The sequence below is a fragment of the Armatimonadota bacterium genome, assembly GCA_016223145.1.
Taxonomy (GTDB): Bacteria; Armatimonadota; Fimbriimonadia; order Fimbriimonadales; family Fimbriimonadaceae; genus Nitrosymbiomonas.
Window position 1 is genome coordinate 1 of sequence record JACRPN010000009.1, and the last position, 19,157, is coordinate 19,157.

Consider the following 19,157-nt stretch of genomic DNA (forward strand, 5'->3'; position numbering starts at 1 on the left):
TCCCCAAAGGGGCGAGGTGGGGGCTTTCTGCCGTGCGTGTGGAGAGGGAGTCCCTCGGTCCCTTTGTCTCCTTGTCCTCTCCCCCAAACAGCAAAAAGCCGGGAGCTACCCGGCTTATGCCTCTCCTCTCGATTTTTGGGCCTGCCTCCACTACTGGAGCCGCAGAGCGATCCAAGCAATGCACTTGCGCTTTGGTTCGCAAGGTGTTTCCAGTCAAGCTCAATTCATGATCCGTGCCGCAATTGGCCGCCGGCGGAAACCCGGCAGAAGGGCCAGGCGGTAACCTTCATGCATGGCGAAAAAGCGGCCCATCAGAGCGGATGACCTGCTCAAGATCCAGTACCTCGGCGACCCGCAGATCAGCCCGGACGGCCGAATGCTCCTCTTCTCGAAGAAGCATGTGGGGAAGAAGAACAACTACGTGACGAACCTGTTCTCGGTGGATCTGGGTGGCCACGTTCAACAGTGGACCCAGGGTGAATCAGGCGCGGGCCACGGCCGTTTCAGCCCGGACGGCAGCCAGATCGCCTTCATTGGGGGAAGGGACAAGCCGGGCGCGCAGATCTATCTGCTGCCGGTGCACGGCGGCGAGGCGCGTAAGCTGACGGATCTGCCCGAGGGCTCGCTCGGAGAGTTCCGCTGGAGCCCCGACGGCAAGCGCATTGCCTTCACGTTCCGCGAGACCCACCCCGACTGGACCGACAAGGCCAAGAAAGAGCGCGAGGCGAAGGGGCTCTCGACCCCGCCCCGCACGTGTGACGACGCCTGGTACCGCCTCGATGGCGACGGCTATTTTTTGGGCCAAAGGCACGCCCTTTACACGGTCGAGGTCTCGGGCGGAAAGGTCAAGAAGCTCTATTCAGGTGGCGACCTTGGCATGTATAGCTTCGACTGGTCGCCGGACTCCAAGTCGCTCGCGGTGGCCCACGCCTTCGAGAACAAGCCGCTCTTCAAGCCCGATAACGATCAGATATTCGTCGTCACGCTCGACGGCAAGTCGTCGCAGCTCAAGGGTCTGCCCAAAGGTCCGAAATCCTCAGTTCGCTGGAGCCCAGATGGCAACTGGATTGCCTATGCCGGGGATGATCATGAAGACGACCCTTGGGGGGTGCGCAACACCAAAATCTTCGTCGTCTCACCGAAGGGCGGAGCGCCAAGGTGCCTGACCGACAACACCGACTACTGCTTGAGCGCGGCAACCCTCAGCGACACGAAGGAAGCCGGGTTCGACGCCGTGCTTGAATGGGCGCCCGATGGCCAGGCGCTCTATGTCCAGGTGGGCTGGCATGGCGAGCAACAACTGGGGATGGTGCCCCTGGCCAAGGGTGGCGTGGAGGTGCTGACCAAGGGCAAGCACTCAGTGACGGTGGGCAACGTATCCAAAGACGGCTCGAAGGTGGCCTGCCTCTGGGGCGACGCGCTGCACCTGAACGAGGCGGCCGTCTACGATCTCGACACCCACCCTGCTTCGCCGAAGGTTCTTACGAAGTTCAACCAGAAGTTTCACGACGAGGTGGCGCTGGCTGAGCCCAAGGACTTCTGGGTGGACTCGACCCACAAGGCCAAGGTCCACGGTTGGGTGATGAACCCGCCGGGAGCCTCCGCGAAGAAGAAGGCTGCTGCAGTGCTTGAGGTTCATGGCGGGCCGCACGCCCAGTACGGCTGGGCGTTCTTCCATGAATTTCAGCTTCTCGCGGCGAACGGCTACGTCGTGGTGTATTCGAACCCGCGCGGTTCGAAGGGCTATGGCGAAGGGTTCTGCGACGCGATCCGAGGCGATTGGGGCAAAAAGGACTGGGACGATATCCAGGCGGTCACCAAGCACATGGGTTCGCTGCCGCAGGTGGACCCGGGCCGCATCGGCATCATGGGCGGCAGCTATGGCGGCTATATGACCAACTGGGCGGTCGGCCACAGCAAGGCCTACAAGGCGGCGATCACGGACCGGTGCGTCTCGAACCTGGTCAGCATGGCGGGAAACAGCGACTTCCCGATCAACAAAAACTCCTACTTCCGAGGGATCGCCTATGGCGATATCAAGGACATCGAGCCGCTGTGGGCGCAGTCGCCGCTGGCATTCTTCAAGAAGGTGAAGACGCCGATGCTCATCATCCACTCGGAGGGCGACCTTCGGTGCAATGTAGAGCAGGGTGAGCAGGTGTTCAACGCGTTGCAGGCAGAGGGGGTGCCGTCGAGGTTCGTGCGGTACCCGCAGAGCACGTTCCACGGCATGTCGCGCAACGGCCCGCCAGACCTGCGCCTGCACCGCCTCGGAGAGATTCTGAGCTGGTGGGAGAAGTGGCTTAAGTAGGGACTACGAGCCCAAGTGAAGCATAGGAAGGGGGTTCCAACCCATGTAGCCCAGGCGTCTCGCCTGGGTAACTTCGTCGAGGCATCGTATAGCTTACTCCTTCCCTTTCGGTGCGACCGTGCAGGAGCCCCTTCGCGAGCGTCAGAATCCTAATTCGTGTCTGAGCCCAGATACTTGAACTTTTCAATAGAAGGCCCGGCGAAGCGCCGACGCAAGCTTCCTCATTGGGAGGCTGACGGCGTCGTGTATTTCATCACCTTTCGTCTGGCCGACTCCATGCCGAAAGAAGTACAAGAGCGCGCTAAAGAGTACAAACAGATCCTCGATCGGGTCCGAAAGATCGGTACAGCCGAAGACATCTCACGAGCGGAGCGCGAACTCCTCCGATACGTCGAGAAACACCTGGACGCAGGCTACGGAAACTGTATCTTGAAGACGCCTGGAGCTTCACAAATCGTCTGGGAAGCACTTCACTTTGGAGAGGGGTCCGGGCATCATCTCTACGCTTGCGCTGTGATGCCGAATCACGTACATGCCGTGGTCTCCCTTGAGCCTGACCTAACCTTGGACAGACTCACCCATTCTTGGAAGTCCTACTCGGCGCACAAAATTAACGCGACGCTCGGAAGGTCGGGCAGGCTTTGGGAGCCAGAGAGCTTTGACCACATCGTCCGCACCCCGGCCGCCCTTCAGCGATTTGTCCGGTACGTTGCCGAGAACCCGCGCAAAGCGGGTCTCTCGAATTGGGAATGGGTCTTTCCTAGCTTGGACGCGACCTGACAAAGCTTAGATCATGTTGTGGTGAGGCTTACGGTCAGGTGGTGAAATTGCCCAGGCGAGACGCCTGGGCTACATGGGCTGGGCTACGTGAGGTGGGCTACATCGGCTGGGTTTCGGTCGATGGTTGTTTCTCTGGGAACATCGTTGCTAAGCAAAGGGCCCGAGTCTCAATCCTTATATGGATCGAACTCGTTTTCCCCGGCCATCGCCACGCCGATGGGCGTGAGCGTGTGGAGCACGCGCACCGTGCCTTCGTGCTGCGCAAGCACCTCGGGGAGGCGCTTGTAGCAGTGGGGTGACTCATCGGTCCCCGCGCCGCGCAGCTCGACTCCGGCCTTGCGCACCCAGTCGTCCATCATCTCGCGAGAGATGAGTCCGCCGGAGCGAACGCCCTTGCGCTTCTTGCCTGCGGCTTGGGTGCGCGACATCACGCGCCCCGCGCCGTGCACGGTCGAGTAGAGCGCCTTCTGGGAATCCTCCGATTCGACCCCTTCCAGGATCACGGAGATATCGCCCATCGAGCCGCCCACGAACCCCTTCTGTCCTGGAAAGGCGGGCGTGGCGCCCTTGCGGACCACCCACACCTCATAGCCGCCATGCAGCTCCTTCCAAGCGAAGTTGTGGTGGTTGTGGACCTCCTCGAGCACGTTCGCGCCGAGGATCCTCGCCACCTGCGCGCACACCCAGTCGCGCCCCGCGTAGGCGTAGAGACCCGCCAGGCGCATCTGCTCCAGGTAGTCCTCGCCAAGCGCGGACTTGACTGAAAACACGACCGGATCGACGTGCATGCCGTCCGACCCGCCGCCGGCCTCCATGAAGTGCTTGGCGATGGTGTGCCCGATACCGCGCGAACCGAAGTGCACGCCGCACCAAACCCTGTCCTGCTCGTCCACAAGAAGGTCCACATAGTGGTTTCCGCTCCCGACGGTGCCCAGCTGGTTCTGGGCCATCTGCTTCTTCTCTTTGGCCGGGTAGAGCTTCCACGCCGGGTCGTCGAAGAGCTCGTGCTCAACTGGAGTCAGGTTGCGCCGTCCGATGCCGAACTCGAGGTTCGCCCAGACGTCGTTCATGATCGTTCCGATGTTCTTTCGGGCTTCGTCGGCAGGCACGTCGAGGCGCACGGCCTTGTTGCCGCACGCGATGTCGTAGCCGACACCCGACGGGCTGACCGCCTCCACATAGGCGATGACGCCACCGATCGGCATCGAGTAGCCGACGTGGTGGTCTGCCATGAGGGCAGCGCCGAAAGCCCCTTGCGCGCAGCGCTGAATCTGCCTGAGCGCATCCTGGTCGATCGGCACGCCCCAAACAGGAACGTTGTCGATGATCTTCATTGGTTCTTCTCCTGAACCCATCCCGAAACACCCATCCATTGGGCGCAAGGAATTTGGACGCGCTTTCGGCAGAGAAGTTTCGTGGGCGCTTTCACTTTGGGGGAATCGTGCCGCCGACCTCAACGCCCCTCGGGCGCTTCTTCTCTTCCTCGATCGCGGCGCGGATGGCCCTTACATACCGGGCCGGAAGTTGTTCCCATATGCCCACCCAGGGAGTGGCCTCGACGACGTCCTTCAGAGAGACTTCAACATAGAAATCGGAGCCAAACTCGACGAGGTAGGTGTATTCTCGCCAGCGTCGGGCACGTATCATCGAGTCGCCGGGCTCGTAGTTGATGTATTCGAACTGACGGCTCGGGTTCAGTACTTCCCAGGCGAGATCCTGCGAGGTTCGGTTTCCCAGACCATTTACCTTCCGCCTAGAGCAAAGGTCGAACTCGAAGACTTCCTTCGAGGTGCGGCTCAGGAGCGAGGTCGGTGGGATGCCAGCCCGGAAGACCTCGCTTGGTTCGTAGTACTGGATGCGCTCGAACGGTTCCGGCGCGTCTTTGTTCGGATTGGTCTTGGTCTGAGCCTTGGAATTCGGCGTTCCTCGCCTGAGGTTGGAGCCAGACTGGAGCGCATAGTGGCCTACCAATTCGCGAGCTGAAGACTGAATGGCCGAAAGCGGGAGCTGCGCCCCCGACCCCAAATCTCCGTGTTGCATCGGAGTCAGCGTTCCGTGCAGCTTTAAGAAGTCAAGCTCGAAACCATGGGGGATTTCAAAGTCGGCCCAGGCTTCGATGAACGACACTAGGGAGGTAAGGTGCGCGATCGAGCCCCAGCTCTGGTTCGTCACAGCATAGGCGGCCAGTTCGTCCAAGCTTGGCCTGCCGCCGTCAATCACTTTGCGCGCAATGGGGCCGAGTGTCCGGCGAAGACCACCCTCACGGTAATTGGTCTGCGGTGCGACTGGCTCGATGAGGAGCCAGTTCGGCTGGGGCCGGGTCTGGATCGCAAACCACCGAGTTCCGAGTTGACGGTCAAAGCCTTCGGCTGACATGGGCCCCCTTGCAAGGGTGTATGGCGACAGCAATGGAGCCTGCCAGCTCGGCGCAGCAATCACATCGATTCTGTCTGCCTTGGCTCTACCGAGTATCAAGTCGGACATGAGCGCCTCCGCCAAATCCCGTGTTTCGGGTTGACTCAATAGCTGTCTGAGACCTGGTGACAGGCTTTTGTAGGCAAAGGCGGGTGCGCTGTTCCGTCTCGATTCTCCAACCTTCACACACTCCTGGCCAAGAAGCGAAACCTCAATAGGCTCAACGCTTGGCGATTCTGAAGGGTCCTTGGCCCGGTTTAGGGCGGGAGGATTGACGCCGGAGATGTTGACTAAGGCCCTCTCCAGCACTGCTCCCTCGTTGTTCACCAGCAGGGCTTCGGCATAGCCCGAATTGTAGTAGTCGGGCCGGTTGATCGTGAAGAGCAACTTGGCATTAGGTGTTTGTACTAGCCTGGGCAGTCCCAGATTTTCGGGCTTCATACCTTGGCTAACATAGAACTCTGAGACCGGCCGGATGGCCTCGACCCATCGTTCCCACATAGAGTAAAACTCTATCAGGAAAGGGCGAAGCTCCTTCGGCATAGCAGTCTGTATGGGATTCTGTCGTTCGGCGAAAACAATGCGGCTGTACGGACGCAACGAGGCGATCTGAATCGGATCAATGTTTGCAAGGAGTGACCGGCAGAGCCAAATCAGCGGACTTTGGAAGTGCAGCGCGTCTCGACGGTTTTGGAGGGCCAGCGCGGAGTCATCATTTGTCAATGCGGATTGAGTGAGAGCTTCCAATGAGCTCTTGAGTGAAGCCGCAGCGCTCTGGTCGAAAGTGGGCAGCTTATCCAGCGCCGCCCGCAAGTCCTCTTGGAACTTGGCGATCTTGCCTGCCTGGATGGCATCGCGCCTTCGATCGCACTCTCTTTCGAGTTCGAGGGTCCTGACCAACCGCCATCCTGCTGGCTCGGAGCGCCACTCCGCCTCGAGCACACGGGCCAGGAGCGAGAGCACTTCGGATGTGGGCTTCTGGTGAACCCTTAGAATCACCGGCTCACCGGCGAGCTTCGGCGAGGGCAAGAGCTTGAGCCCGGTGGCCTCGGAGAGCTGCTCGAGAGCAGGTCCAAGGAGTTTGCCCCGAATCTCCAATGTAATGGGCTTTGCGGAAAAAGGCGTCGGTCCTTGTTGCGATGCGGCAACCGTGAGAACCAAGATTGAGAAAAGGCTTGCGATCATCTCGGAGTTCGAGCACACTCCCGCTCTCCATCATACAACTCTATGAGGGCTATGAATCTTACAAATCAGTCCGGTTTGATGGTCTGCGATTGGACGTTAATCTCACGGTGTTTCAACGCGTTGATCATCGCCTTACCCGGGATGCTGAGTTCAAACGGCGTGCAGCCTTTGCGCACCCGGCCGTGGGCCATCTCGATCGCGCAGATCGCGACCGGAAAGCCGGTCATGCGCTGCATTGCCGTCAGTCCTGTGGCCTCGTCGTAGCGCTCGTGAAGGTCCAGCCGCAACAAAGCCTTCCGTTCGGTCTCTCCATCCCTTTGTCCCTCCGTCTCCCTGTCCCCTTGTCCCTTCTCAGAGCGCAGGCTAAAGCCTGCGGCTACGGGTGTCATGTCCCCCTGTCCCTTGGCCCCTCTGCCGCTGACTTCGACCCGGAGCAGCAACTGATCCTTGTATCCCGGCTCAGAGAGGAAGGAGCCGATCAGATATTCAAAGAGTGCTCTCGGCTTGACGGGCCGACCTTCGACCTCCACTTCATCGATCCCCCAGAACCCGAGGTCGCGAAACAGCTTCATCTTCTCCCAGTGGCCGGGAAACCTGAGAGTGCGGTACTCGTAAGTCTTCAGCGGCCGCGTGCTGAAGCCCGCTTCCCTTAAAAGGCGGGCTAAAGCCCGCCCTCCGTCTGCTTCAGCGCCGTGGAGGGTCGGATGCTCACCGAAGAGGAACGGCGCGGTACCCGTGCCGCCGCTGGTGGTCGAGGCCTCCATCTTGCCGAGACCGGGCCAATCGAGCTCCTCCAGGTCCGTGAGCGACTCCATTTCGACCGCCTGGCCATCCGTCACCCCGAACGCCTTGTCGGCGTACTCGCTGATTAGGCCCTCGACGTTGAACGCCAGCGCGTAGTGAAACGGCGGTTTGGGGTCGAGCGGGAGGCCTCCGCAGTAGAGCTTGGCCTCTTCGGGCTCTTGGAACTGCGAGATCAGGTGGACCGCCAGGAGATTGATCAGGCCCGGCGCGACCCCGCCATCGGTGACGATCGAGATACCTCGGCGCTTAGCCTCGTCGTCACGCGCTAGGGTCCTGAGCGCGTCCTCGGTATCGCCTCCCATATCGACCAGGCTGCAGCCCGCCTTCAAGGCGGCCTCGGCAGCCAGCGGATGAAGATGGTAGGGGATGCAGGAAAGGCAGACGTCCACGCCATCAAGCAACCTTGCCATAGACTCCGGCGCGTGCACGTCGACGTCGAAGCAGGCGAAGAGGTCCGTGCCGGCAAGTGCCCGAAGCCGCTCGGCCGCAGACTCCGCGGATTTCAGCGACGCGTCTGCCAAGCGAATCTCCCCGGCGTCACCGTGCAGGGCGAGGTCATAGGCGGCGGCGAGCCCTTGGACTCCAGAACCGAGGATGGCGTAGGTGAACGGCACGAGAGTATTGTGCTCGCCGAACTAACGGACCCGCTTGCCCTCGACCCAGACCTCTACGGGCCGGATTTCGGACCAGTTGGGATTGGGAGCAAAAGGCGACTGGTTGAGCACGATGAAATCGGCGCGAAAGCCCGGAGCGATTTTGCCGATTTCATTCTCCATAAACATGGCATAGGCTGCCCGGCTGGTGTAGCTGCGAAGCGCCTCCGCGACCGTCAGGTTCTCCTGAGTCATCCAGAACCTGCCGTCGAGGGTCTTGCCCGTGACTGCCGCTTCTACCCCCAGAAACGGGTTGATCGAGACGACCGGCCAGTCAGACCCAAAAGCGAGCACGGCGCCCGAATCGAGAAGCGACTTGAAGGCATAGCTGGACTTGCTTCGCTCAAGGCCGATGCGCTGCTCGGCATAGCGGGCGTCGTCGGCTTTATGAAAGGGCTGCATGCTCGCGATCACGCCGAGCTTTCCGAACCTGGGGATGTCGGTGGGGAGCAGGTGCTGGGTGTGCTCGTCGCGGCATCTTGCGTCGCGGAGCTTTGGACCATAAGCTCTTTCCAGAATATTCAAGAGTTGGTGATTGGCTTCGTCGCCGATGGCGTGGCAGATCGTCTGAAAGCCGCTCTGCTGGGCTGCCCGGCAATTCGATTCGAAGGCGCCGTCGGTCATTCCGGCGCGCGGGAGGCCCCGGTTGGCCTCTTGTCCGGGAAGGTTGTCGGCGAAAGGCTCGTGCATGTAGGCGCTGCGCGAACCCAGCGAGCCGTCCATATACGCCTTGAACCCACCAACCTTCATCCAGCCCGACTTGCCCGCGAACGCCTTCATCCGATTTGCCCCTGAAGCGACCGAGCCGACCGTAGGGTAAAGAGAGAACCGGACAGACATTGGCCCTTTGGCGAGCCGCTCGTAGACGTCCAGGTCAGAGAGCGAAGGAATGTCGCTCACGGCGGTCACGCCGTAGCGGTTCGCCTCGCCCATCGCCCTCTTTAGGGCCGCCAAGTTGTCCTCTTTCGAGGGTGCGGGGATGAACTTCGCCACAAGGCTCGCAGCGGTGTCCACTAGGATGCCCGTGGGTTCGCCGGTGGCGGGGTCCCGTACGATCCTGCCGCCCGGAGGGTCCTTCGGTCCTTCTTTGGTGATGCCGGCGAGCTTGAGGGCGGCGGAATTCGCCAGCCCCGAATGGCCATCCATTCGCTCAAGCCAGACCGGCCGCCCGCCACTTGCGGAGTCCACCCATTCCTTCCTTGGGTCCTCTCTGACGGGCCAGCTTTCCACCGACCAGCCACCGCCCTCGACCCACTGGCTCGGGCGAAGCGTCTTGGCATAGGCCTCGATCCGGGCGATGAAGTCCGCCTTGTCCTTTGCCGGGCGAAGGTCCAACTGAGCCAAACTGGTTCCCCCTCCCAGCATGTGCGTATGGGAGTCGATCAGCCCGGGAAGGACAGTTCGGCCCCTTGCGTCGATGCGCCGGGTTTTGCGCCCAATGTAGGCCGCGCTTTTGGGGCCGACATAGACGAAAGTACCGCCACGGATTGCCGCAAAAGGAGCCATCGCGGGAAGGCCATCGCTCCAAATCTGAGCGTTTTCAATGACGATATCCGCCGGTGCTGCGAGGGCGACGGCGAGGAGGAAGGCGACCATGTGCGTGTTCTACCCTTCCGGGACTATCGTTCCCTCCTCAAAGACCTTCAAAATGACAGGAGATGGATCGTCGGCATGCCAAGGCTGAGTTGCTCAAGGTTTTGCCGGGCATTGGCGATTTGCTTCGCGCTCTGCCGCTGGAGTCGGCGATGCCCGACCTGTTCCCCCAAACGCCCCAAGAAGGACGGGCGAGCGTCGCTGCGCGCGAATTCTTGGCGACAGAGCCGGCCGCTTCGAGTCCAGCGATCCAAGCGGGAATCTGGCTCTATCTCGACGCCCTTCATGTCAGCCATTCGATCAGCCAAGGCATACCGGGCCCGACCGGCGCGGCGTGGCATGCGATCATGCACCGAAGGGAAGGCGACTTCTGGAACAGCAAGTACTGGTGGCGCCAGTGCCTGAACCACCCGTTCCGAACCCTGCTAGACCGTTATGATCCGTTCTCGTTTGTGGATCAGGTGGAAGCCGCGAATCCCGAGGGGCTTGAGGCGCTAGTCGAGAGGCAGCGTGACGAATGGCTCGCGCTCATGCTATGGTGTGCAAGGCAAGCCGTCGACCGAAGGTAGTTTCGAGGGGACGGATTCTTGACTGGCGCGTATACATAAGTGAGCCCGTGAAGCCCCGCGGGCAGGAGAACCTTGCCTCATACTGCTCTCTCGACCCATTTGGAGTACGACGTTCGGCGCGTTCGATCGGATTTCCCGTGCCTCGATCAGGAGGTTCGCGACAGGCCGCTGGTGTATCTGGACAGTGCTGCCACGGCGCAGCGCCCAAGCTGCGTCATCGGGGCTGTCGAACGCTATTACAGCACTTATAACGCCAGCGTCCATCGTGGGGTGCATGCCCTGGCGGCAAGGGCCACCGATGCCTTCGAGGGGGCCAGGCGTTCCCTTCAGGGCTTTGTGAACGCTAGGAGCGCCGATGAGATCGTCGTTACCAAGGGCTGCACCGAAGCACTGAACCTGGTTGCGTCGAGCTACGGATCCGCCCAAATTAAGCCGGGAGACCAGATCTTGGTGTCCACGCTGGAGCACCACAGCAACATCGTTCCCTGGCAGATGGCGGCTCAGCGTTCCGGCGCCGTAGTGCGTCCGATCCCCATCGACGATGCGGGAGTTCTGGATCTCGAAGCGCTCGACCGGCTGCTTCGGCGCCCGACGGCCGTCGTCGCGGTGAACCACGTCAGCAACGCTCTGGGAACGATCAATCCTGTCAAGGAGATCGCCACGCGGGCCCATCGGGCCGGAGCGATCATTGTGGTGGATGGCGCTCAGGCGGGCCCGCACATGCCGATCGACGTTCAAGCGCTCGATGCCGATTTCTATGCGATTTCTGGCCATAAGATGTATGGACCCACCGGAGTTGGAGTGCTCTATGGCAAGCTGGATCTGCTCAGGGCCATCCCGCCCTATCAGGGCGGCGGCAGCATGATCCACACGGTCACATTCGAAAAGACCACTTACGCCGAGCCGCCGGCCAAGTTTGAGGCCGGGACCCCTCCCATTGCAGAGTTCATCGGATTGGGGGCGGCCGCTGAGTATGTGCTTGGACTCGGCCGCGAAAACATCGTGGCCCATGAACACGAGGTGCTCGAATACGGCCGCGGCCTGGTAGGCGAAGTCGAGGGCGTTCGGATCGTCGGCAACGCGCCGGATCGCTGCGGGATTCTCTCATTCGTGATCGATGGGGTTCATCCGCACGACGTTGGAACGGTGCTGGATACGGAGGGTATCGCTGTGCGCGCGGGCCATCATTGTGCTCAGCCGCTGATGGATCGTTTGGGGCTGGCGGCTACAGTTCGAGCTTCGCTCGGGATGTATTCGACGAAGGAGGAAATGGAGGTCCTTGTGGCGGGGATCAGAAAGGTGAAGGAGGTGTTTCTGTAAGGAATCTGGGCCTTAGGGCATTGGGGCATTTGGGGATCGGGGATTGGAGATTGGGCCAATCATTCCAAAGTTCCGGGTGTCTCACAGCCATTTCATCCGAGAAGCCCTTCGTTTCTCTTTCGCCCGACTCCGGTCGCCCCTCCTCTCCCCCGATCTCACTTTTGAGAACAAAAATCTGAATCAGAGATTCAGAAAACAGGGATCCGCACCACTAAACAAGGAATCCGCAATCCGAAATCCGAAATCGACATGTCCGACCTACGCGATCTGTACCAAGAAGTGATCCTTGACCATAACAAAAGGCCAAGGAACAAGGGCGCCATGGTGCAGCCCACGAGCCAGGCTGCCGGCGTGAACCCCCTCTGCGGGGATCGGGTCACGGTGTATCTTGAAGTCAAGGACGGAATCATCGAAGACGTCATGTTTGATGGTATAGGCTGCGCGATATCCACGGCGTCGGCTTCGTTAATGACCGACGCGGTGAAGGGCCTCAAGGTAGAAGAGGCCGAGAAGCTCTTCGAGAGCTTTCACAAAGGCATGACCGAGGACCCCGGCGCCCTGGAGTCCGTGAGTGAGGACCATCCCGAGCTCATGGCGCTGGGCGGAGTCTGGGAGTTTCCTGTCAGGGTCAAGTGTGCGACGCTGGCCTGGCACGCCATGCACGCCGCGCTCTCAGGCGAAAGAGAGGTGAGCACCGAATAATGCCCGAGCCCATTCCTCCTCCAACTTCCGACACAGGGGCCAAGACCCTCAACCCCATCGAGAAGACCTTGCTCGAAAACGAGGTCATCGACATGCTGCGCACCGTCTTCGACCCCGAGATCCCGGTGAATGTGTACGACCTTGGACTGATTTACGAGGTCAACGTGAGCGACAAAGCCGAGGTGCATGTCGTGATGACGCTCACCACCCCCAACTGCCCCGTGGCCGACATCCTGCCCCAGGAGGTCGAGGACCGCGTCCGGCTCATACCAAGGGTTCGGTCGGCCTGGGTCGAGCTCACCTGGGACCCGCCTTTCACGCTCGATCGCGTCTCGGACGAAGTCAAACTGATGCTCGGCCTGCTTTGATCCGCTAGCGAAACGCAATTCGTTGCCGCTATGACGTCCATCATTACGTAGAATTAAGTATAGAGACCCAATGCGGTCTCTCAGGAGTCGGCTCCGTTGAAGTTTAGTACCCAAGAGGAATACGGTCTGCGATGTCTGGTTGCGATCGCGCGAAACAACGCGGATCATGATCTGACCATCCCGAAGCTCGCGAAAATGGAGAGCCTGAGCGAACCCCACGTCGCCAAGCTGCTCATGATCCTCCGGAAGGGAGGCTTCGTCAAGAGCACTCGCGGCCACACGGGCGGCTACACGTTGGGCATGCCGGCTGAGGAGATCGTGATCGGCAACGTCCTGGGGTGCCTCGGTGGGCGCATTTATGAAAAGGGCTTTTGCGAGCGCCACAGCGGCCTGAGCTCGATGTGCATCCACGAGAATTGCTGCTACATCGGCGAGCTTTGGTACCGGCTTCAGGAAGCGGTGGACAACGTGCTGATGAACGTGACCCTGGCCCAACTGCTCTCGCGCGAGCCTCGCGTATCGCCTCTCAAGATCAAGCCCAACTGCAGGCCGAGAAAGCCCGTCTTCGAGGGCCGGCTGGCCGAGCGCAAGATCAATGTCTGAGGCCGCGTTGCCTTCGTTTCCCGTCGCCGTCTCGCCCGCAGCGATCCCTCATCTGCGCCGCGTCTTGACCCGTGACGGCCGGCCGGACGTGTTTCTGCGCATCGGGGTGAAGGGGGGCGGCTGCTCGGGGTTTGAGTATGTGCTCAAGCTTGAGAGCGCCAAGCGCGCGAGCGACCTTGAAGCGGATTGGGACGGAATTCGTATCGTGTGCGACCCAAAATCCGCGAAGTTCCTCGAGGGTTCGACGCTCGTTTACACGGGCAACCTGATCGGGGGCGGATTCAAGTTTGAAAACCCCAACGCGGCGCGAAGCTGTGGCTGCGGGACCAGCTTCATGCCGAGGTAGGCCGCCGGGCCTGGCCGGCAGGACCAATCCCCACTTCCAGCGAACCTAAGTCTATGCCCGAAGCGCGGACTTGGAACGCCAATTGGATCGGCTATCACAAAGACCCCAGAGAGGACCTCGGCGTGTTCGCCTTTCGTCGCCGACTCGACCTGGCGAAGGCGCCCCAAAGCTATCTGATCCGCGTCTCTGCCGATCAGCGCTACAAGCTCTACGTCAACGGCGAGCTCGTCGGCTTTGGGCCGCAGCGCGGCGACGAGCTGCATTGGTTCTATGAGACGTATGACCTGGCGCCGTTTCTGAGAAAGGGCGAGAACTGGATCGCGGCGCTCGTTTGGAATTTCGGGCGCTGGGCGCCGATGGCGCAGCACACGGTGCGCACGGCTTTCGTACTGGAGGCCGACGCCTCAACCCTTTCCGAGAAGGGCAAAGACCCGATCACGCCGGAAGCGCCGCTCCCCGAACCGGAAAGCGGTAAGCGCAGCACGCTCGATATCTCCACGCCGGACGGTTGGGAGGTCTATCGGATCGATGGTTGGAGCTTCGACATGATGCACGCTGGAGTCGGCGAGTATTACATCGACGTCGGACCCGGCGAGATCATCCAATCGGGCTACGAAACGCCCAAGCTCACGAATCTCGCGCCCAAGGAGCCCGGAAAAGGGCTGGATTGGAAAAAGCCCCATGTCATCCACCATGCCCAAGACCGCGGCGCGAACGGCGGCGGCACGCCCTGGATGCTGATCCCGCGGAGCCTTCCTCCGATGAAGTATGAGCAGCGCGTCGAGGCCCCCAGGGTCCGGCGCGGGTTTGCAGGAGACGTTGAGGGAGGTGAGTTCAAGGATGGGGAACCACTTTGGGGCCCGGATAAGATGGGGCAAGACAGGAAGCTGGTTCTGACCCCCGATCGTCCCCTGCTGCTGGACTATGGCGAACTGCTCACCGCCTACCCCAGGCTCTTCCTTTCCTGCGAGGGCGATGCGGAGGTCACCCTGACCTACGACGAGGGGCTATGGGCGCCCGATGGGTCGAAGGGTAATCGCAACGAGGTTGAGGGCAAGGAAAGCCGAGGGTATCAAGATAAGTTCCTTGTGAAAGGCTGGTCGGAGGTTTTTGAACCGCTCTGGTGGCGGACCTATCGGTACCTGAAGATCGAGGTTTCTTTGGGAGTGCGCGAGCTTGCTCGCGCTTTGGACGATAAGGGATCTGACGGTGATGGAGAAAGCGCGAGCAAGCTCGCGCACTCCCAAAGAGCGCACTCCCAGAGCGGGGTGGTTCTCTATTCCATCGACGCGATCGAGACCGGCTACCCGCTCAAGGCGGAGTCGTCGTTTGAGGCGGACGACCCGTCGGTCAAGCCGATCTGGGACGTCGCGATCCGCACCGCCGAGCGGTGCGCCGGGGAGACCTACTTCGATTGCCCCTACTATGAGCAGCTCCAATACGCAGGCGACACGCGCATCCAGGCGCTCATCGGCTACTACTTGGGCCGCGACCGGGCGCTGACGAGAAATGCTGTGGAGACGCTCGGCTGGTCGCTGATGGACAACGGCCTGACGCAGTCGCGCTACCCCAGCCGCCAATGCCAGGTCATCCCGCCGTTCAGTCTGTGGTGGGTGATGATGGTGTGGGACCAGTTGCTATACGACGACCCTTCGGCTCTGCCGGACTTCGTTTCATTCCAGACTCTGAGTAGGATATTGGGCCGATTCAGGAAGATGGCGAAGGAGCCAGGGCAGTTCTGGCAATTCGGAGATTGGGTTCCCTCTTGGCGTTGGGGAGTGCCGCCTGGAGGAGCCCAAGCGCTGATGCACCAGATCACGCTGGAGATGGCGACGACGGCCGCGGAGAGGATCAAGGGATTTCTGGAGGTTGGCGAAGCCAAGAGGCGAGGAATCAAGTTCTGGCAGAGCTGGCCGCGAACGAGCCAATGGTGGACCGGCGACGGCGGCTATGAGAATGCGCTCGCCAACAACCCCAAGAAAGGTGTTGACAACGCGCCGTCAGAGCATGCTGAGGCACTCCTCCGCGTGCATCATGCGATGTACGATTACGACCTTGTGGGGAGTGATCCCTGGCCCACCGAGGCCCTCGCCAAGGCCAACGCCGCCAAGTGCACCTACTACTTCAGCTACTACAAGCACCTGGCGATGTTCGGGCGGCCGGTGGAGGGGATCGCCGGGTCGGGCCAGTCGGACAAGTCAGACAAGTCGGACAGGTCAGACGGGAGAAAGGCCCCCTACCCCTTCGACTACCTCCAGGAGCTTCAGCCTTGGAAGGAAATGATCGAAAACGGCCTCTCCACCTTCGCCGAGAACCCCGAACCCACGCGCTCGGACTGCCACGCCTGGAGCGCGCACCCCATCCTCGGGTTCTTCCAGATCGTCGCCGGAGTGACCAGCACCGCGCCCGGCTGGAAGAAGGCGCGAATCATGCCGCATCCCGGCTCGCTGAGGCGCTTCGACGCCAAGATCGCCCATCCGGATGGCGAGCTGCGCGTCAAGTGGGAGGACGGCCGCTTCACCATCGACTCGCCGATCCCGTTCGAATTCCGATGGATGGGTAAGCGCGAGGAGCTGGAAGCGGGGAAACATAAGCTGTGAGCACGTTCGCGATTATCGGCCTCGGCCGCATCGGCGGCGGCCTGGCGATGCAGGCTTTGGAGAAGGGGCATCGGGTCGTCGGGCTGGATGTGGCGGGGGCTTCTGAGGAACTGCTGAAGGCCGGGCTGGTTGAGGCTTCGGACCTGTCGGACCTGTCGGACAAGTCGGACCCTTCACTCGGACCCCGCATCATCTTCCTCTACATCCACGCCGGACCTGCGGTGGACGAGGAGCTGGCCAAGCTCGCCGAGCACCTGAAGCTCGGCGACATCGTCCTCGACGGCGGCAACTCCTATTGGGGCGACTCCAAGGTCAGGGCGGCCCGCATGGCCAAGAAGGGCATCCGCTTCCTCGACCTCGGCACCAGCGGCGGACTCTCCGGCGCGCGAAACGGCGCTTGCTTCATGTGCGGAGGCGAGAAGTCGGCGTTCAACGCCGTCGAGCCGATCCTCAGGGACCTTGCGGTTCCCGGCGGGGTGGTCTATGCCGGACCCTCCGGCTGCGGCCACTACGTCAAGCTCGTGCACAACGGCATCGAGTTCGGCATGCTCCAGGCCATCGGCGAGGGGATCGACCTGCTCGAGCAGTTTCCCGAAGATCTTCCGATCGCCGACGTGGTGGGCTGTTGGCGCAACGGCTCGGTGGTCCGGTCCTGGCTGGTGGACCTGATGCACGAGGCGCTGTCCGGTCCCCCCTCCCTTGTTTTTGCCGAAGGCGAAAATGAGGGAGGGGTTGGGGGAGGGAGACCTATCCCCGACCAGGCCGCCCGGAACCTCCACCCCCAACCCCCTCCCCCTATCGCATCCCGACAAGGGGAGGGGATTCTCAACTCCACTCCCGGCTTCATCGAGGACACGGGGGAAGTGAACTGGCTGGTCGAGGACGCCCTCAGGATGGAGGTGCCCATTCCGGTCATTTCGGCTTCAGTCATGCAGCTCTTCGCCTCGCGCGACGACCGCCGCGCCTGGGCTCGCGCGATCGCCCTCATGCGGAGAGGGTTTGGCGGACACCCTTTGGGACGCATGCCCGCGCTGGGGGAGGAGCGGCGCATATCGAAGGTGGGTCTTCGTGAAGGGGAAGCATAGGTACGGGGACAAAGGGACGGAGGGACAAAGGGACGGAGGGACAAGGGGACAGGGGGGACGGCAGGCGCGGGTTCCGTGCCCGCGTCCGGGCCATGGCCATGCGAGGAACAGCGCGTGTCTGATCCTAGCTTTTCAGCAGCACCGGGCAGAGACTCATCGGCGGAGCGGTGAAGGTGACTCGGCCCCTCGCGACCGTTGCCTGCACTGGCTTTGGTTCCACGAGACCTTGCGCGGTGTACGCCGACGCCATTGCTTTCCTTGCGACGAAGCCCTTAATCGCAAATTGGAATGCGAGGGGAGAGGAATTGCGGTTGATCACCACCAAGGTAGCCCAACCCGGGGTCTTGGGGTCCATAGCGGCATACACCGCTGCCTTCTCAACGGGTACGCCGCTGACGGCAAGTCCGAGACTGCCAAAGCGTCGCCCTCTGCCATCCATGTCGAGGAAAGCCCGATAACCCGCCAAAGTGCCTGTGTCGCCGGGCCTGAACCCCCAATTCGCCGCTGCAAACACACCGTACTTGCCGAACAGGCCCAGTACGTCGGCTTGGGCGATCGCGCCGGAGATGTCCGCTTTGCCGCCGAAATCGTATTCCGTGATTGCCAGCTTTGTACCCGGATACTGCTTCCTGATCTGCTCTTGAACACCTGGCAGGAGAGCAATCGGCCTGCCCTTCAAGAAGTCCTTTGTGATCCAACTGTCCTCGACGTAGGTGGGGTCCCAGAGGGACCGGGGAGCTTGGACCCGCGCCACGGGGGTGCCTGGCTTGTCGGGGCCGCCACCGGTGATGCGCACGCCGTCGCCCTTGGCCTCGGGGTACCAGTGGATGTCCAGAACGTCCAGCAGGCGCTTGCCCGCCTTGCGCTCAGCCTCTTTCATCGCGGCCAGATACACGTCCAGGAAGTCCCGCCCTTGAGCGTCCGGAGCGTCCTGAAACCTCCTAAAACCCATCCAGCCGTAGTTCGCCGGGCCGAAGATCAGGGCCTTCGGCGCGACCGCCTTGATCGCGCTCGCATAGGCGACGTTGTTGTCGATGATCTGCTGGTAGGTCAGCGGCTTGGGGCAAATCCTGGCATGGGTGCTGAACCAGAGGTCCGGCTCGTTGTCGAGCGAATACCAGACAGGGGTTTTGGGGGACTTGACGCTCTCGATGTGGCGGACCAGTTCGTCTTGATAGACGGCTTTGTCGCCTGTGTTCGGCGGAAACTCGAAATTGCCGTCCGGCTTTCGGGGATAGGACCTGAGAAACCTCGTTTCCAAATAGTTGGGGGTGTTCGCGACGTCGCCGTCACCGCGTTTGTCCGCGCTCACGTAGCCGAGGGTCGGCACCGTAAGGAGCACCGTGGCGCCGCGATTCTGAGCGGCTTTCATGAAAGTCTTCAGCGTCCAAGCGGGCTCGTAAGAGGAACCCATATAGTTGTCGTTTTGGTGCCGGAAGTCGTTGCCCGCGTTGCTGGCATTGGTCTCCCAGTTGTAGGCGGACATCCGGTTGCCGCCCTGGCGCGCGAACGGGATGGCGATCTTGAAACCCTCCCATTCAGGGTAGTTCACGCCATAGATATAGGGCGAGATGGCCGTTTTTTGGGTTGCGTCGATGGTGACGGCCAATGGAGTCTGAGAAAGGACCGCAGGGGCAAGGAGGAGAGTCAGGATCATTGAAGTGCCTCACCTCATTGAGCCATATCGGGCAGTGGATTCGCCTGTCGGGGCGTATCGGCATCCCGGCAATTGTGCGAGTCTTGACGCCAGAAAGCCAAGGAAATTGCCTGGACCGAGGCTTTTGGGCGCATACTAATTGCAGCTTGGCCACGCGGCTGGAGCG

General features: G+C 61.3%; 14 protein-coding genes and 1 pseudogene. 10 read left to right on the forward strand and 5 right to left on the reverse strand.

Annotated features, from left to right (window positions below; translation table 11 throughout):
- The first annotated feature begins 292 nt into the window (after positions 1 to 292).
- Both HZC36_07110 and HZC36_07115 read left to right on the forward strand, forming a co-directional pair.
- Complete coding sequence (locus HZC36_07110; protein ID MBI5706745.1) at positions 293 to 2,311, forward strand: S9 family peptidase; 2,019 nt, start codon at positions 293 to 295, stop codon at positions 2,309 to 2,311.
- 156 nt (positions 2,312 to 2,467) lie between these two features.
- Complete coding sequence (locus HZC36_07115) at positions 2,468 to 3,091, forward strand: transposase (protein MBI5706746.1); 624 nt, start codon at positions 2,468 to 2,470, stop codon at positions 3,089 to 3,091.
- Between the two features lie 167 nt (positions 3,092 to 3,258).
- On the opposite strand, the gene HZC36_07120 is transcribed toward HZC36_07115, so the two are convergent.
- From HZC36_07120 to HZC36_07135, 4 genes are all read right to left on the reverse strand, one after another.
- Positions 3,259 to 4,425 carry an RtcB family protein gene (locus HZC36_07120; GenBank protein ID MBI5706747.1) on the reverse strand — a complete coding sequence of 389 codons (1,167 nt, stop codon included), beginning with the start codon at positions 4,423 to 4,425 and terminating at the stop codon, positions 3,259 to 3,261.
- A gap of 91 nt (positions 4,426 to 4,516) precedes the next feature.
- Positions 4,517 to 6,691 (reverse strand): hypothetical protein, encoded by a 2,175-nt coding sequence (locus HZC36_07125; protein ID MBI5706748.1) that lies wholly within the window; start codon positions 6,689 to 6,691, stop codon positions 4,517 to 4,519.
- A 65-nt stretch (positions 6,692 to 6,756) separates the two neighbouring features.
- A complete protein-coding gene (locus tag HZC36_07130; GenBank protein ID MBI5706749.1) occupies positions 6,757 to 8,109 on the reverse strand; it encodes a saccharopine dehydrogenase NADP-binding domain-containing protein in 1,353 nt (450 codons plus the stop codon).
- 21 nt (positions 8,110 to 8,130) lie between these two features.
- Positions 8,131 to 9,744 carry an amidohydrolase gene (locus tag HZC36_07135; GenBank protein ID MBI5706750.1) on the reverse strand — a complete coding sequence of 538 codons (1,614 nt, stop codon included), beginning with the start codon at positions 9,742 to 9,744 and terminating at the stop codon, positions 8,131 to 8,133.
- Between the two features lie 62 nt (positions 9,745 to 9,806).
- Between HZC36_07135 and HZC36_07140 the strand changes: the two genes are divergently transcribed.
- The 8 genes and pseudogenes from HZC36_07140 (at position 9,807) to HZC36_07175 (ending at position 16,929) form a co-directional block, all read left to right on the forward strand.
- Positions 9,807 to 10,310 (forward strand): hypothetical protein, encoded by a 504-nt coding sequence (locus HZC36_07140; GenBank protein ID MBI5706751.1) that lies wholly within the window; start codon positions 9,807 to 9,809, stop codon positions 10,308 to 10,310.
- A gap of 99 nt (positions 10,311 to 10,409) precedes the next feature.
- Positions 10,410 to 11,630 (forward strand): cysteine desulfurase, encoded by a 1,221-nt coding sequence (locus HZC36_07145; protein MBI5706752.1) that lies wholly within the window; start codon positions 10,410 to 10,412, stop codon positions 11,628 to 11,630.
- A gap of 249 nt (positions 11,631 to 11,879) precedes the next feature.
- On the forward strand, positions 11,880 to 12,332 hold the full coding sequence (locus HZC36_07150; protein ID MBI5706753.1) for an SUF system NifU family Fe-S cluster assembly protein: 453 nt from the start codon (positions 11,880 to 11,882) through the stop codon (positions 12,330 to 12,332).
- Entirely contained in the window at positions 12,332 to 12,700 is a 369-nt protein-coding gene (locus tag HZC36_07155) for a DUF59 domain-containing protein (protein MBI5706754.1), read from the forward strand. The genes HZC36_07150 and HZC36_07155 overlap by 1 nt, the downstream gene beginning before the upstream one ends.
- Positions 12,701 to 12,796: 96 nt before the next feature.
- Positions 12,797 to 13,303, forward strand: coding sequence for an Rrf2 family transcriptional regulator (locus HZC36_07160; protein ID MBI5706755.1), 507 nt, complete (start codon positions 12,797 to 12,799; stop codon positions 13,301 to 13,303).
- Positions 13,296 to 13,649 (forward strand): iron-sulfur cluster assembly accessory protein, encoded by a 354-nt coding sequence (locus tag HZC36_07165; protein MBI5706756.1) that lies wholly within the window; start codon positions 13,296 to 13,298, stop codon positions 13,647 to 13,649. Before HZC36_07160 ends, HZC36_07165 begins: the two co-directional genes overlap by 8 nt.
- Before the next feature lie 53 nt (positions 13,650 to 13,702).
- A complete protein-coding gene (locus tag HZC36_07170) occupies positions 13,703 to 16,249 on the forward strand; it encodes a hypothetical protein (GenBank protein MBI5706757.1) in 2,547 nt (848 codons plus the stop codon).
- A 47-nt stretch (positions 16,250 to 16,296) separates the two neighbouring features.
- Positions 16,297 to 16,929, forward strand: a pseudogene (locus tag HZC36_07175) (6-phosphogluconate dehydrogenase).
- A gap of 529 nt (positions 16,930 to 17,458) precedes the next feature.
- Here HZC36_07175 and HZC36_07180 read toward each other — a convergent pair.
- Positions 17,459 to 18,991, reverse strand: coding sequence for an endoglucanase A (locus tag HZC36_07180; protein ID MBI5706758.1), 1,533 nt, complete (start codon positions 18,989 to 18,991; stop codon positions 17,459 to 17,461).
- Positions 18,992 to 19,157 lie beyond the last annotated feature (166 nt).

Coding starts and splice junctions, on each gene's coding strand:
- HZC36_07110 (MBI5706745.1), top strand. CDS start 293: ATGGCGAAAAAGCGGCCCATCAGAGCGGATGACCTGCTCAAGATCCAG.
- HZC36_07120 (MBI5706747.1), bottom strand. CDS start 4,425: ATGAAGATCATCGACAACGTTCCTGTTTGGGGCGTGCCGATCGACCAG.
- HZC36_07125 (MBI5706748.1), bottom strand. CDS start 6,691: ATGATCGCAAGCCTTTTCTCAATCTTGGTTCTCACGGTTGCCGCATCG.
- HZC36_07135 (MBI5706750.1), bottom strand. CDS start 9,744: ATGGTCGCCTTCCTCCTCGCCGTCGCCCTCGCAGCACCGGCGGATATC.
- HZC36_07140 (MBI5706751.1), top strand. CDS start 9,807: ATGGATCGTCGGCATGCCAAGGCTGAGTTGCTCAAGGTTTTGCCGGGC.
- HZC36_07150 (MBI5706753.1), top strand. CDS start 11,880: ATGTCCGACCTACGCGATCTGTACCAAGAAGTGATCCTTGACCATAAC.
- HZC36_07155 (MBI5706754.1), top strand. CDS start 12,332: ATGCCCGAGCCCATTCCTCCTCCAACTTCCGACACAGGGGCCAAGACC.
- HZC36_07165 (MBI5706756.1), top strand. CDS start 13,296: ATGTCTGAGGCCGCGTTGCCTTCGTTTCCCGTCGCCGTCTCGCCCGCA.
- HZC36_07170 (MBI5706757.1), top strand. CDS start 13,703: ATGCCCGAAGCGCGGACTTGGAACGCCAATTGGATCGGCTATCACAAA.
- HZC36_07180 (MBI5706758.1), bottom strand. CDS start 18,991: ATGATCCTGACTCTCCTCCTTGCCCCTGCGGTCCTTTCTCAGACTCCA.